The following is a 20,076-nucleotide window of genomic DNA, read 5'->3' as shown; positions in this document are numbered from 1 at the left end:
CTCGCGCACGGCAGATCACCTCTTAAATCAAGGCGTAGGAAAAATGCTCCGGGCTCCTTGACCGACGGGTGGCCGCCGGGCATGGTTCGGAGAGCGCTCTCCCAGGGCCGTGTCCGTCACGGTCCGCCCCGGCAACCGCCCCCGGCCGGCAGGCCGGCGTCACCGTCGAACGGGACCACCAGGGCCGGCGAAGCACAGGCCCCCGCACGCCGCTCTCCCTTCGGCGAACCAACCCGTCAGGAGCACCCGTGCCCAGACTGCCCTTCACCGTCCCCCCGCCCCGCCGCCGCGCCGGCTCGGCCCTGCTTGCGCTCGGCGCCCTCATCGCCTCGTCGCTGACCACCCTCGCGCTGGCCCCGAGCGCCCACGCGGCCGACACCCTCCTGTCCCAGGGCCGCCCCGCCACCGCCTCCTCGCAGGAAGGCGACGGCTACGCGGCCGCCGCCGCGGTGGACGGAAACCTCACCACCACCCGCTGGGCCAGCCAGTGGAGCGACCAGCAGTGGTTCCAGGTCGACCTGGGCCGGCAGGCCGACCTCAGCCGGGTCGTCCTGACCTGGGAGGCCGCCTACGGCAAGGACTACGCGATCCAGGCCTCCGACAACGGCACCGACTGGCGCACCCTGAAGACGGTCACCGGCGGCGACGGCGGCACCGACGACCTCGCCGTGTCCGGGACCGGCCGCTACGTCCGCATGCAGGGCATCACCCGCTCCGGCGGATACGGGTACTCGCTGTGGGAGTTCCAGGTCTTCGGCTCCGCCGACGGCACCACCCCGCCGCCCGCGTCCGGCGGCGCCGTCAAGGTCGAGGGCACCCAGGGCGACTGGCGCCTCACCGTGGGCGGGCAGCCGTACACCGTCAAGGGTGTGACGTGGGGCCCGGCGGTCTCGGACGCCCCGGCCTACATGCCGGACGTGAAGGCCATGGGCGCCAACACCATCCGCACCTGGGGCACCGACGCCTCCACCAAGCCGCTGCTGGACACCGCGGCCGCCAACGGCATCCGCGTCATCAACGGCTTCTGGCTCCAGCCGGGCGGCGGGCCGGGCGCCGGCGGCTGCGTCGACTACGTCACGGACACCACGTACAAGACCAACGCGCTCACCGAGTTCGCCAAGTGGGTGGACGCCTACAAGAGCCATCCGGCGACGCTGATGTGGAACGTCGGCAACGAGTCGGTCCTCGGGCTCCAGAACTGTTACAGCGGCGCCCAGTTGGAGGCGGAACGCAACGCCTACACCAGCTTCGTCGACGACGTCGCGAAGAAGATCCACAGCATCGACCCCGACCACCCGGTGACCTCCACCGACGCGTGGACCGGCGCCTGGCCCTACTACCAGCGCAACGCGCCCGACCTCGACCTGTACGCGATGAACTCGTACAGCAACGTGTGCAAGGTCCGTCAGGACTGGATCGACGGCGGCTACACCAAGCCGTACATCATCACCGAGACCGGCCCGGCGGGGGAGTGGGAGGTCCCGAACGACGTCAACGGCGTCCCCGACGAGCCGACCGACGTGCAGAAGGCCGACGGGTACACCAAGGCGTGGAACTGCGTCACCGGCCACCAGGGCGTGGCCCTGGGCGCCACCCTCTTCCACTACGGCACCGAGCACGACTTCGGCGGCGTCTGGTTCAACCTCCTGCCCGACGGGCTCAAACGGCTGTCGTACTACGCCGTGAAGCGGGCCTACACCGGGACGACCGCGGTCGGCGACACACCCCCGGTCATCAGCGGCATGACCGTCAGCCCCGCCTCCTCGGCGCCGGCCGGCGGCGAGTTCACCGTGCACGCCGACGTGCGCGATCCCGAGGGCGACCCGGTCACGTACAAGATATTCCTCAGCGGCAACTACGCCAACGGCGACAAGAGCCTCGTCCCCGCGCAGTGGCGCTCCACCGGCAACGGCACCTTCGCGGTCACCGCCCCGCAGAAGCTCGGCGTGTGGAAGGTGTACCTCCAGGCCGAGGACGGGCACGGCAACGCCGGCATCGAGACCAAGTCCGTGAAGGTGGTGGCCCCGCCGGTCGGCGGGACCGACCTGGCGCTGAACCGGCCCGCCACCGCCTCCTCCTCCCAGCAGTCCTACGGCGACTGCCCCTGCACCCCGGAGCTGGCCGTCGACGGCCGCGCCGACACCCGCTGGGCCAGCGACTGGAGCGACCCGCAGTGGATCCAGGTCGACCTCGGCGCCGCCAAGGCCCTGCGCACCCTCCAGCTCGTCTGGGACCCGGCCTACGCCACGTCCTACGCGGTGCAGGTCTCGGACGACGGCACCACCTGGCGTTCGGTGTACTCCACGACCGCCGGCGACGGTGACGTCGACACCATCGGCGTCTCGGCCACCGCACGCTACGTCCGCCTGCAACTGACGGCACGCGGCACCGGCTGGGGCTACTCCCTGCACGAGATCGGCATCTACGGCTGACAGACCGCTGACAGGCACCAACCCGCGCGGCACCCACCCGGGCGCGCGGTCCTCTTCCCACCCCACGGGCAGGAGATCCCATGAGACCGAGTCCGCACCGACTCCCCGCACTCCTCCTCGGCACCGCGCTGATCGCCGGCGCCCTCGGTGTCGGCACCATCGCCTCGGCCACCACCGACGCCGGCACCGGCCGCGCCGCTCCCACGGCGGCAACCGCCGCCCACACGGGCCACATGACGGCCGTCTCCACCCAGGCGTCCGGCGACGACCCCGACGGCGACGGCTACATCCCGGCGGTCCCGCAGGTCACCGGCGTCATCCCGTCCACGGCCACCCCTCCGCCGCGCTACTTCCACGAGTTCCAGGCCAACTGCTCGGTCACCCACACCGCGCCCGACGACCCGATCGTCTACCCCGGCCAGCCCGGCAAGTCCCACGACCACACCTTCATGGGCAACACCTCGACCGACGCCGGCAGCACCACCGCCTCCCTCGACGGCGGCGCCACCACCTGCAAGGCGCCCGCCGACGCCTCCGGGTACTGGATGCCCTCCCTGTACAACGGCGACCGGAAGATCCTGCCCGTCGGCCCGCAGACCATCTACTACAAGGCCGGCGTCACCGACTACACCAGCGTGCGGCCCTTCCCCAAGGGGCTGCGGTTCGTGGTGGGCAGCCCGATGCAGACCGCCGACGAGTTCCGCCACCACCGCGGCTTCGTCGAGGGCTGGGAGTGCGGCGACAGCTACTTCAACGTCGACTTCCCCGCCACCTGCCCGAGCCGCGCCGACGTCCAGCTCAACATCCGCTTCCAGGCGCCGAGTTGCTGGGACGGGAAGTACCTCGACACCCCCGACCACAAGAGCCACATGGCATATCCGGTCGTCAAGCCCGGCACCAACGACAACATCTGCCCCGCCGACCACCCGGTCGCGCTGCCGATGATCGAGTTCAAGATGGCGTTCCCGGTCAACGGCGACATGTCCCAGGTACGGCTGGCCAGCGGCCGCGGCTACTCCTTCCACTACGACTTCTTCAACGCCTGGGAGGACCGCACGCTCAAGGCTCTGGTCGACCACTGCATCGTGGGCGGCCTGCAGTGCGACGCCCGCGGCTACGACCAGACGCACCCGGAGGCGGGCGCGGCACTGAACACCGACTACCGGCTGCCCTGAGCGCAGGGCGCTGCCCCGGCCCGGCCGTCCCCGCCCGAGCGCGGGACGGCCGGGCCCCGGCCGCCGGAGTGTGTCCGGCGGCCGGGGCCCGAGCGGGTGGGACGGGGAGGCTCAGGCGGTGGCGGCCCCCTCGCGGTGTGCCCGGATCAGCTCGGCGTAGCGTCGCCCGCTGGCCTTGACGGTGCGCTTCTGCGTCGCGTAGTCGACGTGCACCAGACCGAAGCGCTTGTCGTAGCCGTAGGCCCACTCGAAGTTGTCGAGCAGGGACCAGGCGTAGTAACCGGCGAGCGGGGCGCCCTTGCGCAGGGCCCGCGCGCACGCCGCCACGTGCTGTTCCAGATAGCGCACCCGGCCCGGGTCGGCGACGGTGCCGTCGGGGGCGACGGTGTCGGAGAACGCCGATCCGTTCTCGGTGACGTACAGCCGGCGGATGCCGTAGTCGTCGGTGAGGCGCATCAGCAGGCTCTCCAGACCGTCGGCGTCGATCTGCCAGTCCATGCCGGTGCGCGGGACATCGGGCAGCCGGACCTCGCGGGCGTGGGGGACAGGCCCGTCCGGGTCGTCGGCGACCGTGGCCGGGAAGTAGTAGTTCAGCCCGTGCCAGTCCAGGGGCACGGCGATGGTCTCGAGGTCGCCCGCACGCTCCGGGAGGTCGACGCCGTACAGCTCGCGCATGTCGGCGGGGAAGCCGCGACCGTAGACGGGGTCCAGCCACCACCGGTTGGTGTGGCCGTCCATCCGGCCGGCCGCCGCGATGTCCTCGGGGCGCGTGGAGGCCGCCACGACGGGGGAGTGGTTGGTGACGAGGCCGACGCGGGCGCCGGGGACGGCCGCCCGGATCGCCTGGGCGGCCAGGCCGTGGCCGAGCAGCAGGTGGTAGGAGGCGCGCACGGCGGCGGTCAGGTCGGTCAGCCCGGGCGCCATCCGGCCCTCCAGATGGCCGATCCATGCCGAGCACAGGGGTTCGTTGAGGGTGGACCACTGGGTGACCCGGTCGCCCAGCCGCTCGGCGACGAGCGAGGCGTAGCGGGCGAGGTGTTCGGCGGTGGCGCGTTCGGTCCAGCCGCCGCGGTCCTGGAGCGCCTGCGGCAGGTCCCAGTGGTAGACGGTCACGTTCGGGGTGATGCCCGCCGCGAGCAGGCCGTCGATCAGCCGGTCGTAGAAGTCCAGGCCCTTGGCGTTGACGGCGCCGTCGCCGTCGGGCACCACGCGGGGCCAGGCCAGGGACAGGCGGTAGGCGTCCGTGCCCAGCTCCCGCATCAGGGAGACGTCCTCGGGCCAGCGGTGGTAGTGGTCGCAGGCGACGTCGCCGTGGTCGTCGTGGTCGATCTTCCCCGGGGTGTGGGAGAAGGTGTCCCAGATGGACGGCGCGCGGCCGTCCTCGGCGACGGCTCCCTCGACCTGGTAGGCGGACGTGGCGGTGCCCCAGACGAAGTCGCGCGGGAAGGCGGCGAGGTCGATCGAGTCGGACACGGAGAACCTTTCGGAAGACAGCGAGGGAGGGGGCTACTTCACGGCGCCCGCGGTGAGACCCGCGACGAGGTAGCGCTGGAGCAGCAGGAAGCCGGCGACCACGGGGACGCTGACCACGAGCGAGGCGGCCATGATCTGGTTCCAGTAGACGTCGTTGAGCGTGGAGTAGCCCTGCAGGCCCACCGCGAGCGTGCGGGTGGTGTCGTTGGTCATGACGGAGGCGAACAGGACCTCGCCCCAGGCGGTCATGAAGGCGTAGACGGCCACCGCGACGATGCCGGGGATCGCGGCCGGCACCACGACCCGCAGCAGCGCGCGCAGCGGTCCGCAGCCGTCGACCAGTGCCGCCTCGTCCAGGTCTCGCGGCACCGAGTCGAAGTAACCGATCAGCATCCAGATGGAGAACGGCAGCGAGAACGTGAGGTATGTCAGGATCAGGCCGCCGCGCGAGCCGAACAGGGCGATGCCGGTCGCGTTGCCGAGGTTGACGTAGATCAGGAACAGCGGCAGCAGGAAGAGGATGCCGGGGAACATCTGCGTGGACAGCACGGTCACCGTGAACACGCGTTTGCCGCGGAAGTCGTAGCGGCTGACCGCGTACGCGGCGAACACCGCGATGACCACCGAGCAGACCGTGGCCGCGCCCGCCACGATCAGCGAGTTGGTGAAGTAGCGGGCGAGCGGGACCGTGGACCAGATGTCGATGTACGGCCGGATCGTCAGCCCGCTGGGCAGCCAGCGGAACTTCCCGGAGACGTCCTGCAGGGGCTTGAGCGAGCTGGAGACCATGACGTACACGGGCAGCAGCACGAACGCGGTCAGCAGCGTCAGGAAGATCCGCCGGGACCACAGGAAGGAGCGCGGCGGCGCCATCGGCGAGCGCGGCGCGGGCGAGGTGCTAGACATCGGCCGGCTTCCTCCCTCGGGACGTGAACAGCAGGTACGCGCCCGTCACCACGAGCAGGAAGAGCAGCAGCAGGACGGACATGGCCGATCCGGTGCCGAAGTTCCAGGTGACGAACGACGACTGGTAGATGTGGATGGAGATGAGGTCGGCGGCCTCCGGGGCGGCCTTGCCGAACAGGACGTACGGGGTGTTGAAGTCGTTGAACGTCCACAGGAACAGCACCAGCACCAGCACCTGGTTGACCGGGCGCAGGGAGGGCAGCGTGATACGGCGGATCTGCTGCCACATCCCGGCGCCGTCCAGGGCGGCCGCCTCGTACAGCTCGCCGGGGATGTTCTGCAGCCCGGCCATCACGATGAGGAAGGCGAACGGCCAGCCCTTCCACACCGAGACGATCAGCAGGGCGTAGAAGCTGTTGTCGCCGATGAGCCAGAAGGACGGCTGGTCGGTGAGGTGCAGCTGGTCGTGCAGGATGTGGTTCACCGCGCCGTTGTCGTGCTGGAACATGAACGCCCAGGTGATGACGGCCGCGTAGACCGGCAGCGCGTACGGCACCAGGAAGACGGTGCGCAGCAGGCCGCGGCCGCGGAAGGTGTCCTGCATGCAGATCGCGGCGGCCGTGCCGAGGAGCCAGCACAGGCCCACCGACAGCACGGTGTAGCCGCAGGTGACGAGGAAGGAGTGCAGCAGCGCCTCGCCGACGGGGCCGTCGAAGTCGACCGACAGGCGGTAGTTGCCGAGGCCGGACCAGGGGGCGCTGCTCCAGTCGCGGATGAAGAACTGGGTGAGCTGCTTGAAGCTCATGGTGATGCCGATGACCATCGGCACCAGGTGCACGAGCAGTTCGAGCAGCAGGGCGGGCAGCAGGAGCAGGTAGGGCAGTCCGATACGGCGGATCCGCCCGGTGCGGCGGCGGGGGCCGCGCGCCGCACCGGGGGAGTTCTTGTGCACCGCCCGGGTGTCCGGCTCGGGAACAGTGGTCGTCATCAGGGCGTCCCGGCTCACTTCGCGGGCATCTGCTGCTGCGCCTTGGCCAGCTTGGCCTTCACCGACTCGGTGGTCACCGCACGGCCGGCCGCGGCGTCGGCGAAGAGTTCCTTGACGGCCGTTCCCACCGCCGTCTCGAACTGCGACTCGTCGGCCACCTGGGGCAGCGCCTGCGCGCTGGCGGCCAGGGTCTGCCGCAGGACCGCGGTGCCCTGGGCGTTGAACGCCGGATCCGACTGGGCGGACTTGACCGGCGGGATGGACCCGTAGGCGGTGTTGAGGATCTTCTGCTCGGTGTCGCTGGTCATGAACTTCACGAACTGCCTGGCGCCGTCGAGGTTGTGGGTGTTCTTGAAGACCGCCATGTTGATGCCGGCGACCATGGAGTTGACCTGGGTGTCCGTGCCGGGGGCGCCCGACTGCACCGGCGCGGGGGCCACGCCCCAGTCGGAGTCCTTCATCCCGAGCGACTTGAAGGTGGCGGAGGCGGTCTGCCACAGCACCATCGCCGTCTTGCCCTTGGCGAAGTCGCTCAGCGACTGGTTCTGCGCGTACTCGGCGTTGCCGGGGTTGACGATCTTGTCCTTGGCCATCAGGTCGACGTACTGCTTGACCGCCGCGACCGCGCCGTCGCTGGTGAAGTCGGGCTTGCCGTCCTGGGTGAAGAAATCGGCGCCGTGCTGGCGGGCCAGGACGAAGACCTGGTGGATGTTGTTCGACAGGTTCGAGCCCTCGGCGCCCAGTCCGTTCTTGCCCTTGGCCTCGATCTTCCTGCCGTCGGCGACCAGTTCGTCCCAGGTGGCCGGCGGCTTGGTGAGGCCGGCCTCCGCGAAGAGCTGCTTGTTGTAGTAGAGCGCGTACGCCATCGAGTACAGCGGCACCGCCGCCGGGTCCTTGCCGGCCACGCCGGTGGAACCCAGGGCCGAGTCGACGAAGCGGTCCCGGCCGCCGATCGTGCCGAAGTTCTGCGCGTCCCAGGGCAGCAGGGCGCCGGTCGCCTGGAGCGAGGCCGACCAGGTGTTGCCGATGTTCAGCACGTCGGGGCCCTGGCCGGAGGTGGTGGCCGTGAGGATGCGGTTGAGCAGGTCGGACCAGGGGACGACCTCCAGCTTGACCTTGATGCCGGTCTGCTTCTCGAACTTGTCGAGTTCCGGCTGGAGGACCTTCTTGTCGACCTCGATGCTCGCGCCCTGGTTGGAGGCCCAGTAGGTGAGCGTCTTCGGCGAGTCGTCGGACCCGCCACCGGTGGACGAACCGCCGCCGCAGGCCGTGGCCGTGAGGGCGAGAGACAAGGTGACGGCGCTGAGGGCCGCGGCTCTGATGTTGCGCATGGCTCCTGGTGTCCCTTTCCGGGAGGCGAGAGCCGTGAAGGTGTCACCGGAGCCGACCCCGTTCGGCACCGAAGCCCCCCATGGCTTAATTTAGAACGTGAGTTAAGTCGTGGGGTGAGGCGTCGTCAAGAGTCCGGCGCAGCACTTCCCCCGACGACGGCGGCACACGAGGAGGCCCGGGTGGCAGCGCGCAGTGGTCGCACCGTACGTGACCTGCGAAGAGAGAATCGGACGGCCGTATTGCAACAGTTGTATTTCGACGGGCCGATGAGCCGGTTCCAGCTCATCCCCGCAACCGGCCTGAGCTCGGGCACGATCAGCAACGTCGTGGGCGAACTGCTCTCCGACGGACTGCTGGAGGACTCCGGCGGCGCCGGCGGCCATCGCGGCCGTCCCCGCGCTCTGGTGCGCATCGCACCCGGCAGCGCCCACATGATCGGCGTCGACGTCGGGGAAACCCGGGTACGCGTCGAGCTGTTCGACCTCTCCCTCGCCGAACTCGCCCGCACCGAACGGCCCTTCACCCAGCCGGGCGAGTACGACGTCGGTGTCGTCCTCCGCCACATCCACGACGGTGTCGCAGAGGTCCTTGAGACCTCCGGCGTCGAGGCGGCCAGCTTGCTGGGCGTCGGCGTCGGGGTGCCGGGAATCGTCCAGCCCACCGCCACCGACGGTGCCGTCGTGCACGGCCAGACGATCGGCTGGGACGCGGTTCCGCTGGAACGCCTCCTGCGCGCCTGCAGCCAACTACCAGCCGGGTGCCGTACTTCATCGACAACGGGGCGAAGACCCTGGGGCAGGCCGAGATGTGGTTCGGCGCCGGACGGGGCGCCCGCTCCGCGGTGGTGGTGCTCTTCGGATCCGGTGTCGGCGCCTGTGTGGTCACCGACGACGCCGCCGACGGCCGGGCGGTCGAGTGGGGCCACCTCACCGTGCGGGTGCGGGGGCGACGCTGCCGGTGCGGCGCGCTCGGCTGCCTGGAGGCGTACGCGGGGGCCGAGGCACTCCTCGAGCGCTGGCGTGAGGCGGGCGGCAGCCCGTCGGCGGGAGCCGATCAGGAGGCCGCGCTGACGCGACTCCTCGCCGCCGCCCACCCGGTCGACGGCGACGCGCCCGACCAGGTGGCCACGGCCGTCCTCGCCGAGACCGCCGAGTACCTGGGCGCCGGCCTGTCCGACCTCATCAACCTCTTCCAGCCCGAGCGCATCCTCGTGGGCGGCTGGGCCGGACTTCAACTCGGCGCCCGTTTCCTGGAGTCGGTACGCCGCCACGCCCTCGCCCACGCTCTGCGCCACCCCGCCGCCCGCGTCGGCATCGAACTCGGCCGCCTTGGCCCGGACGCGGTGACCGTCGGAGCGGCCACCCTGCCGCTGGGCGACTTCTTCGCCCACGGCGGGCGGCGCCGGCCGGCTTCTTCGGGCACGCGGAAGCCGGCGCCACCGTGGAAGGCCGGGCTCGGGCGACGGCTCGCGTGAGCACAGGCCCGTGAAGCGAGGGAGCGTCAGGCCGACTCCCGTGTGACGAGCTGCGGGGCGAAGACGACCGAGGCCGGCTCGGTGCGCTCACCGCGGATGTGGGCGTCCAGAAGACGGGCCATCTCCTCGGCCATCCGCTCCACCGGCTGACGGACCGACGTCAGCGCGGGCCGGCAGGACGCGGCGACACCGCTGTCGTCGAAGCCGACCACGGCGACATCCTCGGGAATCCGCCTCCCGCGTTCCTGGAGCAGCCGGCAGGCGCCCTCGGCCATGAGGTCGTTGGCCGCGAACACCCCGTCGACGTCGGGGCACCGGGCCACCAGCGCCGCCGTCGCCTCCACTCCACTGGTGAGGGTGAAACCCCCTTCGGCGAGCGGCGCGTCCGTCACGCCGGCCTCCGCCAGGGCCTCACGGAAGCCCGCCAGTCGCTCACGGCTCGCGGGCACGTCCAGCGGACCGGTCACCGTGCCCGGCCTGCGGCAGCCACGCGCCAGCAGATGCCGCGCCGCCAGCCGTCCGCCGGCCCGGTGATCGAGGTCGACGTGGCTCAACGGGACCGGCCGTGCCGGACGGGCGAACAGCACCGCCGGCAGCCCCGCCTCGGCCAGCTGGGCGGGCAGCGGATCCCCGGGATGCGTCGAGACGACGAGCGCGCCGTCGGCCCGGCCCTGCCGCAGACAGGTCAGCACCTCCCGCCGGTCCTCGGCCGACTCGGCGAACATCAGCACCGGATGCATCGAGCGCGGCCGCAGGAAGCCCACGACTCCGCCGACCACCCGCCCGAAGAAGGGGTCGGTGAAGACCCGGGTGACGAAGGCGTTCCGGGTGTCGTCGTCCGCGACGTCCCCCACCCCCGACACCACGAGGGCGACCGTCTCGGCGCGCCGGATCACCAACGAGCGGGCGGCCCTGTTGGGGGCGTATCCGGTGACTTGGATCGCCCGGCGCACCATCTCCTGAAGCACGGGATCGACGTTGCGTACGCCGTTCACGACCCGGGAGACCGTTGCCCGCGACACCCCCGCCGCACGGGCGACGTCCTCCAGGGTCGGCGTCTGCCTGCTCATGCCCGCACCCTAACGGCACGCCAGGACGGGCAGACCCTGCCCGTGCGGGATGCGGTGGGCGGTGGAGGCGGCGACGCCGGTGCGGGCGGCCGGCCGGTGCGGTGCTCGCGCCGCGGCTCCCGTACGGAGGCCGAGGTCTGCCGCGGCTCGGCGCCGGGCCCGGGCCGGTGGGGGTCCGGTGACGTACGGTGGGGCACATGGCCCCGCCTCTCCCGGGCCCGCTGGCCCACCTGGCCCCGGTGCTCAGCCACTACGGCTACTGGGCCGTCGGCGCCGTCGTCTTCGTGGAGGACTTCGGCATTCCCGCCCCCGGCGAGACCATCCTGATCGCGGCGGGCGTCTACGCCGGAGCCGGACGGCTGAACATCGTCGCCGTCGCGGTGCTCGCGTTCGCCGCGGCGGTCGCCGGGGACAACGTCGGCTACCTGATCGGGCGTACCGGCGGACGCGCCTTCGTCCACCGCTGGGGCCGCTATGTGCTGCTGCCCCCCGAACGCTTCCACCGGGCCGAGGAGTTCTTCACCCGCAACGGCGCCAAGATCGTCACCGTCGCCCGGTTCATCGAGGGCCTGCGCCAGGGCAACGGCATCATCGCGGGCACCAGCGGCATGCCCTGGCGCCGCTTCCTCGTCTTCAACGCCCTCGGCGCCGCGCTCTGGGTCGGCCTGTGGACCACGCTGGCCTACCTGGCCGGCACCCACATCACCACCCTCTACGACGAGATCAGCCGCTACCAGCTCTACGCCCTCATCGCCCTGGGCGTCGTCGCCGCCGCGTTCGTCGCCCGGCACCTGCTGCGGCGTCGGCACCAGGACTGACACCCCCACCTCGCTTGCGCGGCACCCGCTCGGCCGATGTATGAGGCACGTAACCCGCTTGCGTTGCTTGCGCTAGCCTTGCGTGTATGACGCGACGACTTGCTCAGGTGGCTAAGAAGGTGGGGGTCAGCGAGGCCACGGTCAGCCGTGTCCTCAACGGCAAGCCCGGTGTCTCCGACGCGACACGGCAGGCCGTGCTGACGGCGCTCGACGTCCTGGGCTACGAGCGGCCGACGCAGTTGCGGGGCGAACGCGCGCGGCTCGTCGGCCTGGTGCTGCCGGAGCTTCAGAACCCCATCTTCCCGGCCTTCGCCGAGGTGATCGGGGGTGCCCTGGCGCAGCAGGGGCTGACGCCGGTGCTGTGCACGCAGACACAGGGCGGCGTCTCCGAGGCCGACTACGTCGAGCTCCTGCTGCAACAGCAGGTGTCCGGCGTGGTGTTCGCCGGCGGGTTGTTCGCGCAGGCCGACGCGCCCCACGAGCACTACCGGCAACTGGCCGAGCGCAACATCCCGGTGGTGCTGATCAACGCGTCCATCGAAGGCCTGGACTTCCCCTGCGTCTCGTGCGACGACGCCGTCGCCGTCGAGCAGGCATGGCGCCACCTGGCCTCGCTGGGGCACCAGCGGATCGGTCTCGTCCTCGGCCCCGGCGACCACGTGCCGTCGGGGCGCAAGCTGGACGCCGCACGGGCCATGGCGAAGGCGGCCGGGACCACGCTGCCGGACGAGTTCGTCGTACGGTCGATCTTCTCCCTGGAGGGCGGGCAGGCGGCCGCCGCGCGTCTGCTGGAGCGGGGTGTCACCGGGATCGTGTGCGCGAGCGACCCGCTGGCCCTCGGAACCATCAGGGCGGTGCGCCGCCGCGGACTGTCCGTGCCGGGGGACGTCTCGGTCGTCGGATTCGACGACTCGGCCTTCATGAGCTGTACCGAGCCGCCGCTGTCGACCGTCCGGCAGCCCATCGAGGCGATGGGGCGGGCCGTGGTCGAGCTGCTGTGCACCCAGATCCAGGGCACCCAGGCCCACCCCGGTGAGCTGCTGTTCGAGCCCGAACTGGTGGTCCGCGGCTCGACCGCCCAGGCCCCTGTGAGCTGACCCGCACACCACCTTCAGCAGGCGCCGGCCCCCGGGACTTCTTCCCCGGGGGCCGGCGCCGTTGTCGTCTCGCGGTCGGCGGCCCGCCTCGCTCCCCAAGCTCCCGCACCGTGACGTCCGTTGACACAGTCTTCGTCCGAGCCGTAGACGTTCGGACGATCCTCTGCAACTCTCTGAGCCGCAAGCGCAAAAAGCTGACAACTCAAACCGACCATGGCTACGGGGAGAGATCGAGGACCGATGACAATCCGCAGAGGGAGATCACGGGCCCTGAGCACCGTGATCGTGACCAGCCTCCTGGCACTGGGCGGCCCGGCGATGGCCGCCCGGGCCGCCGGAGGGCCGAACATCGCGCTGGGGGACACCGCGTCGGCGAGCAGCACCCACAGCGGGTACGCGGCGCCGAACATCACCGACGGCGACCAGGGGACGTACTGGGAAAGCGCCGGCCCGGAATTCCCCCAGTGGGTGCAGACCGACCTCGGCGCCACCGAGCGGGTCGACGAGGTCGTCCTGAAGCTGCCCGCCGGGTGGCAGAGCCGCGACCAGACCCTCTCCGTCCAGGGCAGCGCCGACGGCACCAGCTTCAGCACCCTGAAGAACAGCGCGACGTACACCTTCAGTCCGGCCTCCGCGAACACCGTGACGGTGGCCTTCCCGGCGACCCAGACCCGGTTCGTCCGGATCGCCGTCACCGCCAACACGGGCTGGCAGGCGGCGCAGCTCTCCGAGCTGGAGGTGCACACCGCGACGGGATCGTCGGCGAACCTCGCGGCCGGACGCCCCCTGACGGCCAGCTCCACCACCCAGGTCTACGCCGCCGGGAACGCGAACGACGGCAACCGGGCCACGTACTGGGAGAGCGCCGGCAACGCCTTCCCGCAGTGGCTGCGGGCCGATCTCGGCTCCTCCGTCCGGGTCGACCGCGTCGTCCTGCGGCTGCCGGCCGGCTGGGAGACCCGCAGCCAGACGCTGAAGATCCAGGGCAGCACCAACGGCACCGACTTCACGGACCTGACGGCCTCCCGCGCCTACACCTTCGACTCCGCGAGCGGGAACACGGCGACGATCACCTTCGACGCGACCACCACCCGGTATGTGCGGGTGCTGGTCACGGCCAACACCGTCCAGCCCGCGGCGCAGATCTCCGAGCTGGAGGTCTACGGCCCCGCAACCGGCGACACCCAGGCACCCAGCGCCCCGACCGGACTCGCGCTCACCGAGCCGGCCACCGGGCAGATCCGGCTGACCTGGAACGCCGCCACCGACGACACGGGCGTGACCGGGTACGACATCTACGCGGACGGATCGCTGCTCAGCAGTGTCGGCGCGGGCGTCACCACCTACACCGACACCCGGCCGGCCGGCGAGACGGTCTCCTACTACGTGCGGGCGAGGGACGCGGCCGGCAACCAGTCCGCCAACAGCAACACCGTCACCCGCAAGGGCGACACCGGCGACACCCAGGCCCCGACCGCGCCCGGGAACCTCGCCCTCACCGAACCCGGCGACGGCAAGATCAAGCTGACCTGGACCGCCTCCTCGGACAACGTCGGCGTCACGGCGTACGAGATCTACGCCGACAACACCCTGCGGGCCAGTGTCGCGGGCGACGTCACCACCTACACCGACACCCAGCCCGCGACGAGCACGCTGACCTACACCGTGCGGGCCAAGGACGCGGCGGGCAACCGGTCCGCGGCGAGCAACAGCGTCATCCGCAACGGCAGCGGCGGGGGCGGCTCCAACCTCGCCGTGGGCAAGCCGATCAGCGCCTCGTCCGTGGTGTACACGTACGCCGCCGAGAACGCCGACGACAACGACGTCAGCACCTACTGGGAGGGCGCGGGCGGCAGTTACCCGAACACCCTCACCGTCAAGCTGGGCGCCAACGCCGACCTCGACCACCTGGTTCTCAAGCTCAACCCGGACTCCGCCTGGTCCAGGCGGACGCAGACCATCGAGGTCCTCGGGCGCGAGCAGAGCGCCGCCGGCTTCACCTCGCTGGTCGCGGCGAAGAGCTACACGTTCGACCCGGCCGAGGGCAACACCGTCACCGTGCCCGTGTCCGCTCGGGTGGCCGACGTGCAGCTGAAGTTCACCGCCAACTCCGGTTCGTCGGCGGGCCAGTTGGCCGAGTTCCAGGTGATCGGCATCCCGGCGCCCAACCCCGACCTGGAGGTCACCGGGCTGACCGTGTCCCCCGCCGCCCCGGTGGAGTCGGACGCCGTCAGCGTCTCGGCCACCGTGCGCAACAGCGGGCCGGCCGACGCCCCGGCGAGCACCGTGGCCGTACGGCTCGGCGGCACCAAGGTGGCCACCGCGCAGGTCGGCCCGCTGGCGGCAGGCGCGCAATCCACCGTCACCGCCTCTCTCGGGCAGCGCGAGGCCGGCACGTACCAGCTCAGTGCCGTCGCCGACGACGGAGACAAGGTGATCGAGCAGAACGAGACCAACAACACCTACACCAGCCCCACCTCCCTGGTGGTCAAGCCGGTGGAGAGCGCCGACCTGGTCGCGGCCTCGGTGACCACCTCGCCGTCCAGCCCGGCGGCCGGGGACGCCGTCACCTTCAAGGTGGCGCTCAAGAACCAGGGCAACGAGGCGAGCGCCGCGGGCAGCCACGGCGTCACACTCACCCTCGCCGACTCCCAGGGGACCACGGTCAGGACCCTGAGCGGCGCCTACAGCGGCTCGCTGGCCGCCGGCGCCTCGGCGGACGTGGAGCTCGGGCCGTGGACCGCGGCCAACGGCTCGTACACCGTGAAGACGGTGATCGCCGACGACGCGAACGAGGTGCCGGTCAAGCGCCAGAACAACACCTCCAGCCGGCCGCTGTTCGTCGGGCGCGGCGCCCACATGCCGTACGACACGTACGAGGCGGAGGACGGCACAGTCGGTGGCGGAGCCACTGTCGTGGGCCCCAACCGGACCATCGGGGACATCGCCGGTGAGGCCTCCGGCCGCAAGGCCGTCAGCCTGGACGCGACCGGCGAGTACGTCGAGTTCACCACCCGCGCCGCGACCAACACGCTGGTGACCCGCTTCTCCATCCCGGACGCGCCGGGCGGCGGCGGCATCGACTCCACGATCGACGTCTACGTCGACGGCGTCTTCAAGAAGGCGCTGCCGCTGACCTCCAAGTACGCCTGGCTGTACGGCGCGGAGGCGTCACCCGGCAACTCCCCGAGCGCCGGAGCCCCGCGGCACATCTACGACGAGGCGCACATCCTGCTCGGCGAGACCGTGCCCAAGGGGAGCAGGATCCGGCTGCAGAAGGACGCCGCCAACACGTCGACGTACGCCATCGACTTCGTCGACCTGGAGCAGGCCACCCCGGTCGCCAACCCCGACCCGGCCACCTACGTCGTGCCCGCCGGCTTCACGCACCAGGCGGTGCAGGACGCCCTCGACAAGGTCCGTATGGACACCACGGGCAAGCTCGTCGGCGTCTACCTTCCGCCCGGCGACTACGAGACGTCGAGCAAGTTCCAGGTGTACGGCAAGGCCGTGCAGGTGGTCGGCGCCGGACCGTGGTTCACGGCCTTCCACGCACCGGCCTCGCAGGAGAACACGGACATCGGCTTCCGCGCGGAGGCCTCCGCCAAGGGGTCGCTGTTCAAGGGCTTCGCCTACTTCGGCAACTACACCTCGCGCATCGACGGACCGGGCAAGGTGTTCGACTTCTCGGGCGTCTCCGACATCGTCATCGACAACATCTGGGACGAGCACACCGTGTGCCTGTACTGGGGCGCCGACACCGACCGGATGACCATCGAGAACTCCCGGATACGGGACCTGTTCGCCGACGGCGTCAACATGACCAACGGCTCCACCGACAACCTCGTCACCAACAACGACGCGCGCGCCACCGGCGACGACAGCTTCGCGCTGTTCTCGGCGATCGACGCGGGCGGCGCGGACGAGAAGAACAACGTCTTCGAGAACCTCACCACCACCCTGACCTGGCGTGCCGCGGGAGTGGCCGTCTACGGCGGCTACCACAACACCTTCCGCAACATCCACATCGCGGACACGCTGACCTATTCGGGGATCACCATCTCGTCGCTGGACTTCGGCTATCCGATGAACGGCTTCGGGACCGATCCGACGACCTTCGAGAACATCTCCGTCGTCCGGGCCGGCGGCCACTTCTGGGGGCAGCAGACCTTCCCGGGCATCTGGCTGTTCTCCGCGTCGAAGGTCTTCCAGGGGATCAGGGTGAACCACGTGGACATCGTCGATCCCACCTACAGCGGGATCATGTTCCAGACGCAGTACCAGGGCGGCCGGCCGGTGAACCCGATCAAGGACACGGTCTTCACCGACATCTCCATCACGGGCGCACGCAAGAGCGGTGACGCCTTCGACGCCAAGTCGGGCTTCGGTTTGTGGGCCAATGAGATGCCCGAAGCCGACCAGGGCCCGGCGGTCGGCGAAGTCACCTTCAACGGCCTGGAGTTGAGCGGCAACGCCGTCGACATCCGCAACACCACCTCCACCTTCAAGATCAACGTCAACCCGTGACGGGCGGCGCCCTCCAGGCGCCGCCGCACGAGCAGGGGGCCGGCGCGAGTCCGGTGCGGGCTTGCGCCGGCCTGCCTGCGATTCATCGGCAGCGGAAGCTCCGCTTCCCTCAACTGTCGAGTATTTACGAGAACTGTGCGAGATATTGCGTCCAGTTGTCGACGGTGGTTGAGTGTGCGACGCCCCACCACGCCTCACCACGTCCCGCCACGCCCCACAACGCCCCACCACGCACCGGCGACGGGGCCACCTCACCGTTCCTGCCCGAAGGGGACCACCCATGAGAACAGCCCGGCTCCGCCGTACCCGCCGCACCGGCGCGGTCGTCGTCGTCTCCGCTCTCACGCTCACCGCTCTCGCCGCCTGCGGCACGAGCAGCAGCGACAACGGCAGCGGCAACTCCGGCAGCGGGTCCTCCGACCCGGCCGCGCCGCTGGACCCGAAGACCAAGGTGACGATCACCATCGACTGCATGCCCCCGGCGGCGAAGGCGGCCGAGCTGAAGGAGTGGAACGAGGACGTCGCCGCGTTCCACAAGATCTACCCGAACGTCACGATCGAGGGCCGTTCCACCCCGGGCCAGTGCCTGGAGCCGCCGCGCTTCACCGCGATGCTCAAGGCCAAGTCCCAGCCCGACGTGTTCTACACGTACTTCACCGACCTGCCGCAGGTGCTCGACAACGACGGCGCCGAGGACATCACGGCCTACGTCAACGACAAGAGCGTGCCCGCGCTGAAGGACATCGACCCGGACGTCCTCGGCTCGCTCAAGCACGACGGCAAGCTCTACGGCCTGCCCACCAGCAACTACACGATGGGCCTGCTCATCAACCGGGGACTGTTCCGGCAGGCCGGCCTCGACCCGGACAACCCGCCGCGCACCTGGGACGAGGTCCGCGCCGCAGCCAAGAAGATCGCCGGGCTCGGCAACGGCATCGCCGGCTACGGCGAGTACAGCGCGGCCAACACCGGCGGCTGGCACTTCACCGCGCAGATGTACAGCCTCGGCGGCGACATCGTGGACACCAGCGGCAAGAAGGCCGCCTTCAACAACGAGATCGGCAAGCAGGTCGTGCGCAACCTCCACGCGATGCGCTGGGAGGACGACAGCATGGGCAAGACCCAGCTGCTGAAGTGGGGCGACCTGCAGAAGCAGATCGCCACCGACAAGCTCGGCATGTTCCTCGCCGCCCCCGACGACATCGCCTACATGGTCCAGCAACTCGGCGCGACGTACGAGAACTTCGGCATGGGCCCGATCCCCGGCGAGAAGAACACGCTGGCCGGCGGTAACAACTACATGATCAAGAAGGGGATCTCCGCCGACAAGATCAAGGCCGCCGTCGCCTGGCTGAACTACAAGAACCTCACCGTCGGCAAGGGCCAGTTCGACTGGTCCCGCACCAAGGCCGACCAGCTCCCCGTCGGCGTCCCGCAGCCCAACTTCTGGCGGGGCGAGTCCAAGAAGAAGGACGACGCCGCCCGGCTCGCCAACGCCACCATGCCGGTCGCCAACTTCAAGACGTTCATGGACAACCCGGTGCCCGGCAAGGCCGAGCCGCCGAAGGCCCAGGAGCTCTACAAGGTCCTCGACAACGTGATGTCCGGTGTCCTCACCGACAAGGACGCCGACCTCGACAAGCTGCTGTCCACGGCCGAGGCACAGGTCAACCAGGTCCTGGCCGGCCAGTGACACCGGCGGGGGAGGGCCCCGGGGCCGCCCCCGCCCCGCGCGGCGCCCACCGGGCGACGCCGCCGACGGCCTTCTTCGGACCCCGCCCGCGACCGTGACGCCAGACCAGCACGCACCAAGGAGCGACGATGTCGGCCCCCAGCCTGACCCCGAGCAAGGCGGACCCCGCCCGCCGTCACGCCCCGCCCCTCCAGACGGACCCCCCGCCCGGCCGCGACCGGTTCCTGCGGAGCCTGCGCCGCAACCTCACCGCACACGGCTTCCTCATCGGCGCCGTCCTGTGCTTCGCGGTGTTCTCCTGGTACCCGATGATCCGGGAGTTCGCCCTCGCCTTCCAGAAGGCCGAGGCGGGCCGCACCAGTTGGGCCGGCCTGGACAACCTCACCACCGTCTTCAACGACCCGGCCTTCTGGCAGGCCTGGCGCAACACCGCGCTGTTCACCGTGCTGGCGCTGCTGCTCGGCTTCCTGGTCCCGTTCGTCGCCGCGATCGTCATCAACGAGTTCCACCACGGCCAGGGCTACCTCAGACTGCTGGTCTACCTCCCGGTGATGCTGCCCCCGGTCGCCTCGGTGCTGCTCTTCAAGTACCTCTACGACCCGGGATACGGCCTGCTCAACGAGGTGTTCCGGTTCCTGCACCTGCCCGAACAGCAGTGGCTGCAGGACCCGGACCTGTCGATGCCGTCCATCGTCGTCGCCGCGACCTGGATGAACATGGGCGGCGCCGCCCTCGTCTACCTCGCCGCGCTCCAGGGCATCCCCGGCGAACTGTACGAGGCGGCCGAACTCGACGGCGCCGGCCTGCTGCGCAAGATCTGGCACGTCACCATCCCGCAGACCCGGCTCGTGCTGTCGCTGATGCTGCTGATGCAGATCATCGCCACCATGCAGGTCTTCGTCGAGCCGTTCCTGCTCACCGGCGGCGCCGGACCCGAAGGCTCGACCACCACGGTCGTCTACCTCATCTACCAGTACGCCTTCAACTTCAACAACTACGGTGCCGCGGCGGCGCTCGGACTGCTCCTGCTCGTCCTGCTGGCCGGATTCTCGGCGGCGTACGCCAGGCTCAGCCGCGCCGACGACGAGTAG

12 protein-coding genes and 1 pseudogene are annotated in these 20,076 nt (G+C 70.5%); 8 read left to right on the top strand and 5 right to left on the bottom strand.

The window, feature by feature from the left end:
* Positions 1-248: 248 nt before the first annotated feature.
* Both AC0B9F_RS34775 and AC0B9F_RS34770 read left to right on the top strand, forming a co-directional pair.
* Entirely contained in the window at positions 249-2,432 is a 2,184-nt protein-coding gene (locus AC0B9F_RS34775; protein WP_472009340.1) for a discoidin domain-containing protein, read from the top strand.
* An 80-nt stretch (positions 2,433-2,512) separates the two neighbouring features.
* Complete coding sequence (locus AC0B9F_RS34770; protein ID WP_472009338.1) at positions 2,513-3,607, top strand: DUF1996 domain-containing protein; 1,095 nt, start codon at positions 2,513-2,515, stop codon at positions 3,605-3,607.
* Positions 3,608-3,718: 111 nt separating this feature from the next.
* On the opposite strand, the gene AC0B9F_RS34765 is transcribed toward AC0B9F_RS34770, so the two are convergent.
* From AC0B9F_RS34765 to AC0B9F_RS34750, 4 genes are read right to left on the bottom strand one after another with little or no spacing between them, the layout of a single operon-like run.
* The gene (locus tag AC0B9F_RS34765; RefSeq protein WP_472009337.1) at positions 3,719-5,080 is read right to left on the bottom strand and encodes a GH1 family beta-glucosidase; all 1,362 of its coding nucleotides are present in this window, start codon (positions 5,078-5,080) and stop codon (positions 3,719-3,721) included.
* 33 nt (positions 5,081-5,113) lie between these two features.
* Positions 5,114-5,986: a carbohydrate ABC transporter permease gene (locus AC0B9F_RS34760; RefSeq protein WP_472009336.1), complete on the bottom strand. Its 873-nt coding sequence runs from the start codon at positions 5,984-5,986 to the stop codon at positions 5,114-5,116.
* Entirely contained in the window at positions 5,979-6,974 is a 996-nt protein-coding gene (locus AC0B9F_RS34755; protein WP_472009334.1) for a carbohydrate ABC transporter permease, read from the bottom strand. Before AC0B9F_RS34755 ends, AC0B9F_RS34760 begins: the two co-directional genes overlap by 8 nt.
* A 14-nt stretch (positions 6,975-6,988) precedes the next feature.
* Positions 6,989-8,305, bottom strand: a complete 1,317-nt coding sequence (locus tag AC0B9F_RS34750; RefSeq protein WP_472009333.1) for an extracellular solute-binding protein — start codon at positions 8,303-8,305, stop codon at positions 6,989-6,991.
* A gap of 180 nt (positions 8,306-8,485) precedes the next feature.
* On the opposite strand from AC0B9F_RS34750, the pseudogene AC0B9F_RS34745 reads away from it, so the two are divergent.
* A pseudogene (locus AC0B9F_RS34745) lies at positions 8,486-9,780 on the top strand (ROK family protein).
* 26 nt (positions 9,781-9,806) lie between these two features.
* On the opposite strand, the gene AC0B9F_RS34740 reads toward AC0B9F_RS34745, so the two are convergent.
* The gene (locus tag AC0B9F_RS34740) at positions 9,807-10,850 is read right to left on the bottom strand and encodes a LacI family DNA-binding transcriptional regulator (RefSeq protein WP_472009331.1); all 1,044 of its coding nucleotides are present in this window, start codon (positions 10,848-10,850) and stop codon (positions 9,807-9,809) included.
* Positions 10,851-11,047: 197 nt separating this feature from the next.
* Here AC0B9F_RS34740 and AC0B9F_RS34735 point away from each other — a divergent pair, with 197 nt between their 5' ends.
* From AC0B9F_RS34735 to AC0B9F_RS34715, 5 genes are all read left to right on the top strand, one after another.
* The gene (locus AC0B9F_RS34735) at positions 11,048-11,668 is read left to right on the top strand and encodes a DedA family protein (protein WP_472009329.1); all 621 of its coding nucleotides are present in this window, start codon (positions 11,048-11,050) and stop codon (positions 11,666-11,668) included.
* Positions 11,669-11,754: 86 nt separating this feature from the next.
* Positions 11,755-12,765 carry a LacI family DNA-binding transcriptional regulator gene (locus tag AC0B9F_RS34730; RefSeq protein ID WP_472009328.1) on the top strand — a complete coding sequence of 337 codons (1,011 nt, stop codon included), beginning with the start codon at positions 11,755-11,757 and terminating at the stop codon, positions 12,763-12,765.
* Between the two features lie 240 nt (positions 12,766-13,005).
* Complete coding sequence (locus tag AC0B9F_RS34725) at positions 13,006-17,292, top strand: discoidin domain-containing protein (RefSeq protein ID WP_472009326.1); 4,287 nt, start codon at positions 13,006-13,008, stop codon at positions 17,290-17,292.
* Between the two features lie 280 nt (positions 17,293-17,572).
* Positions 17,573-18,985 (top strand): ABC transporter substrate-binding protein, encoded by a 1,413-nt coding sequence (locus AC0B9F_RS34720; protein WP_472009324.1) that lies wholly within the window; start codon positions 17,573-17,575, stop codon positions 18,983-18,985.
* A 128-nt stretch (positions 18,986-19,113) separates the two neighbouring features.
* Positions 19,114-20,076 carry a carbohydrate ABC transporter permease gene (locus AC0B9F_RS34715; RefSeq protein WP_472009323.1) on the top strand — a complete coding sequence of 321 codons (963 nt, stop codon included), beginning with the start codon at positions 19,114-19,116 and terminating at the stop codon, positions 20,074-20,076.

The sequence above is a fragment of the Streptomyces sp. NPDC097129 genome (assembly GCF_055668065.1).
This window is presented reverse-complemented; position numbering and strand designations above follow the sequence as displayed.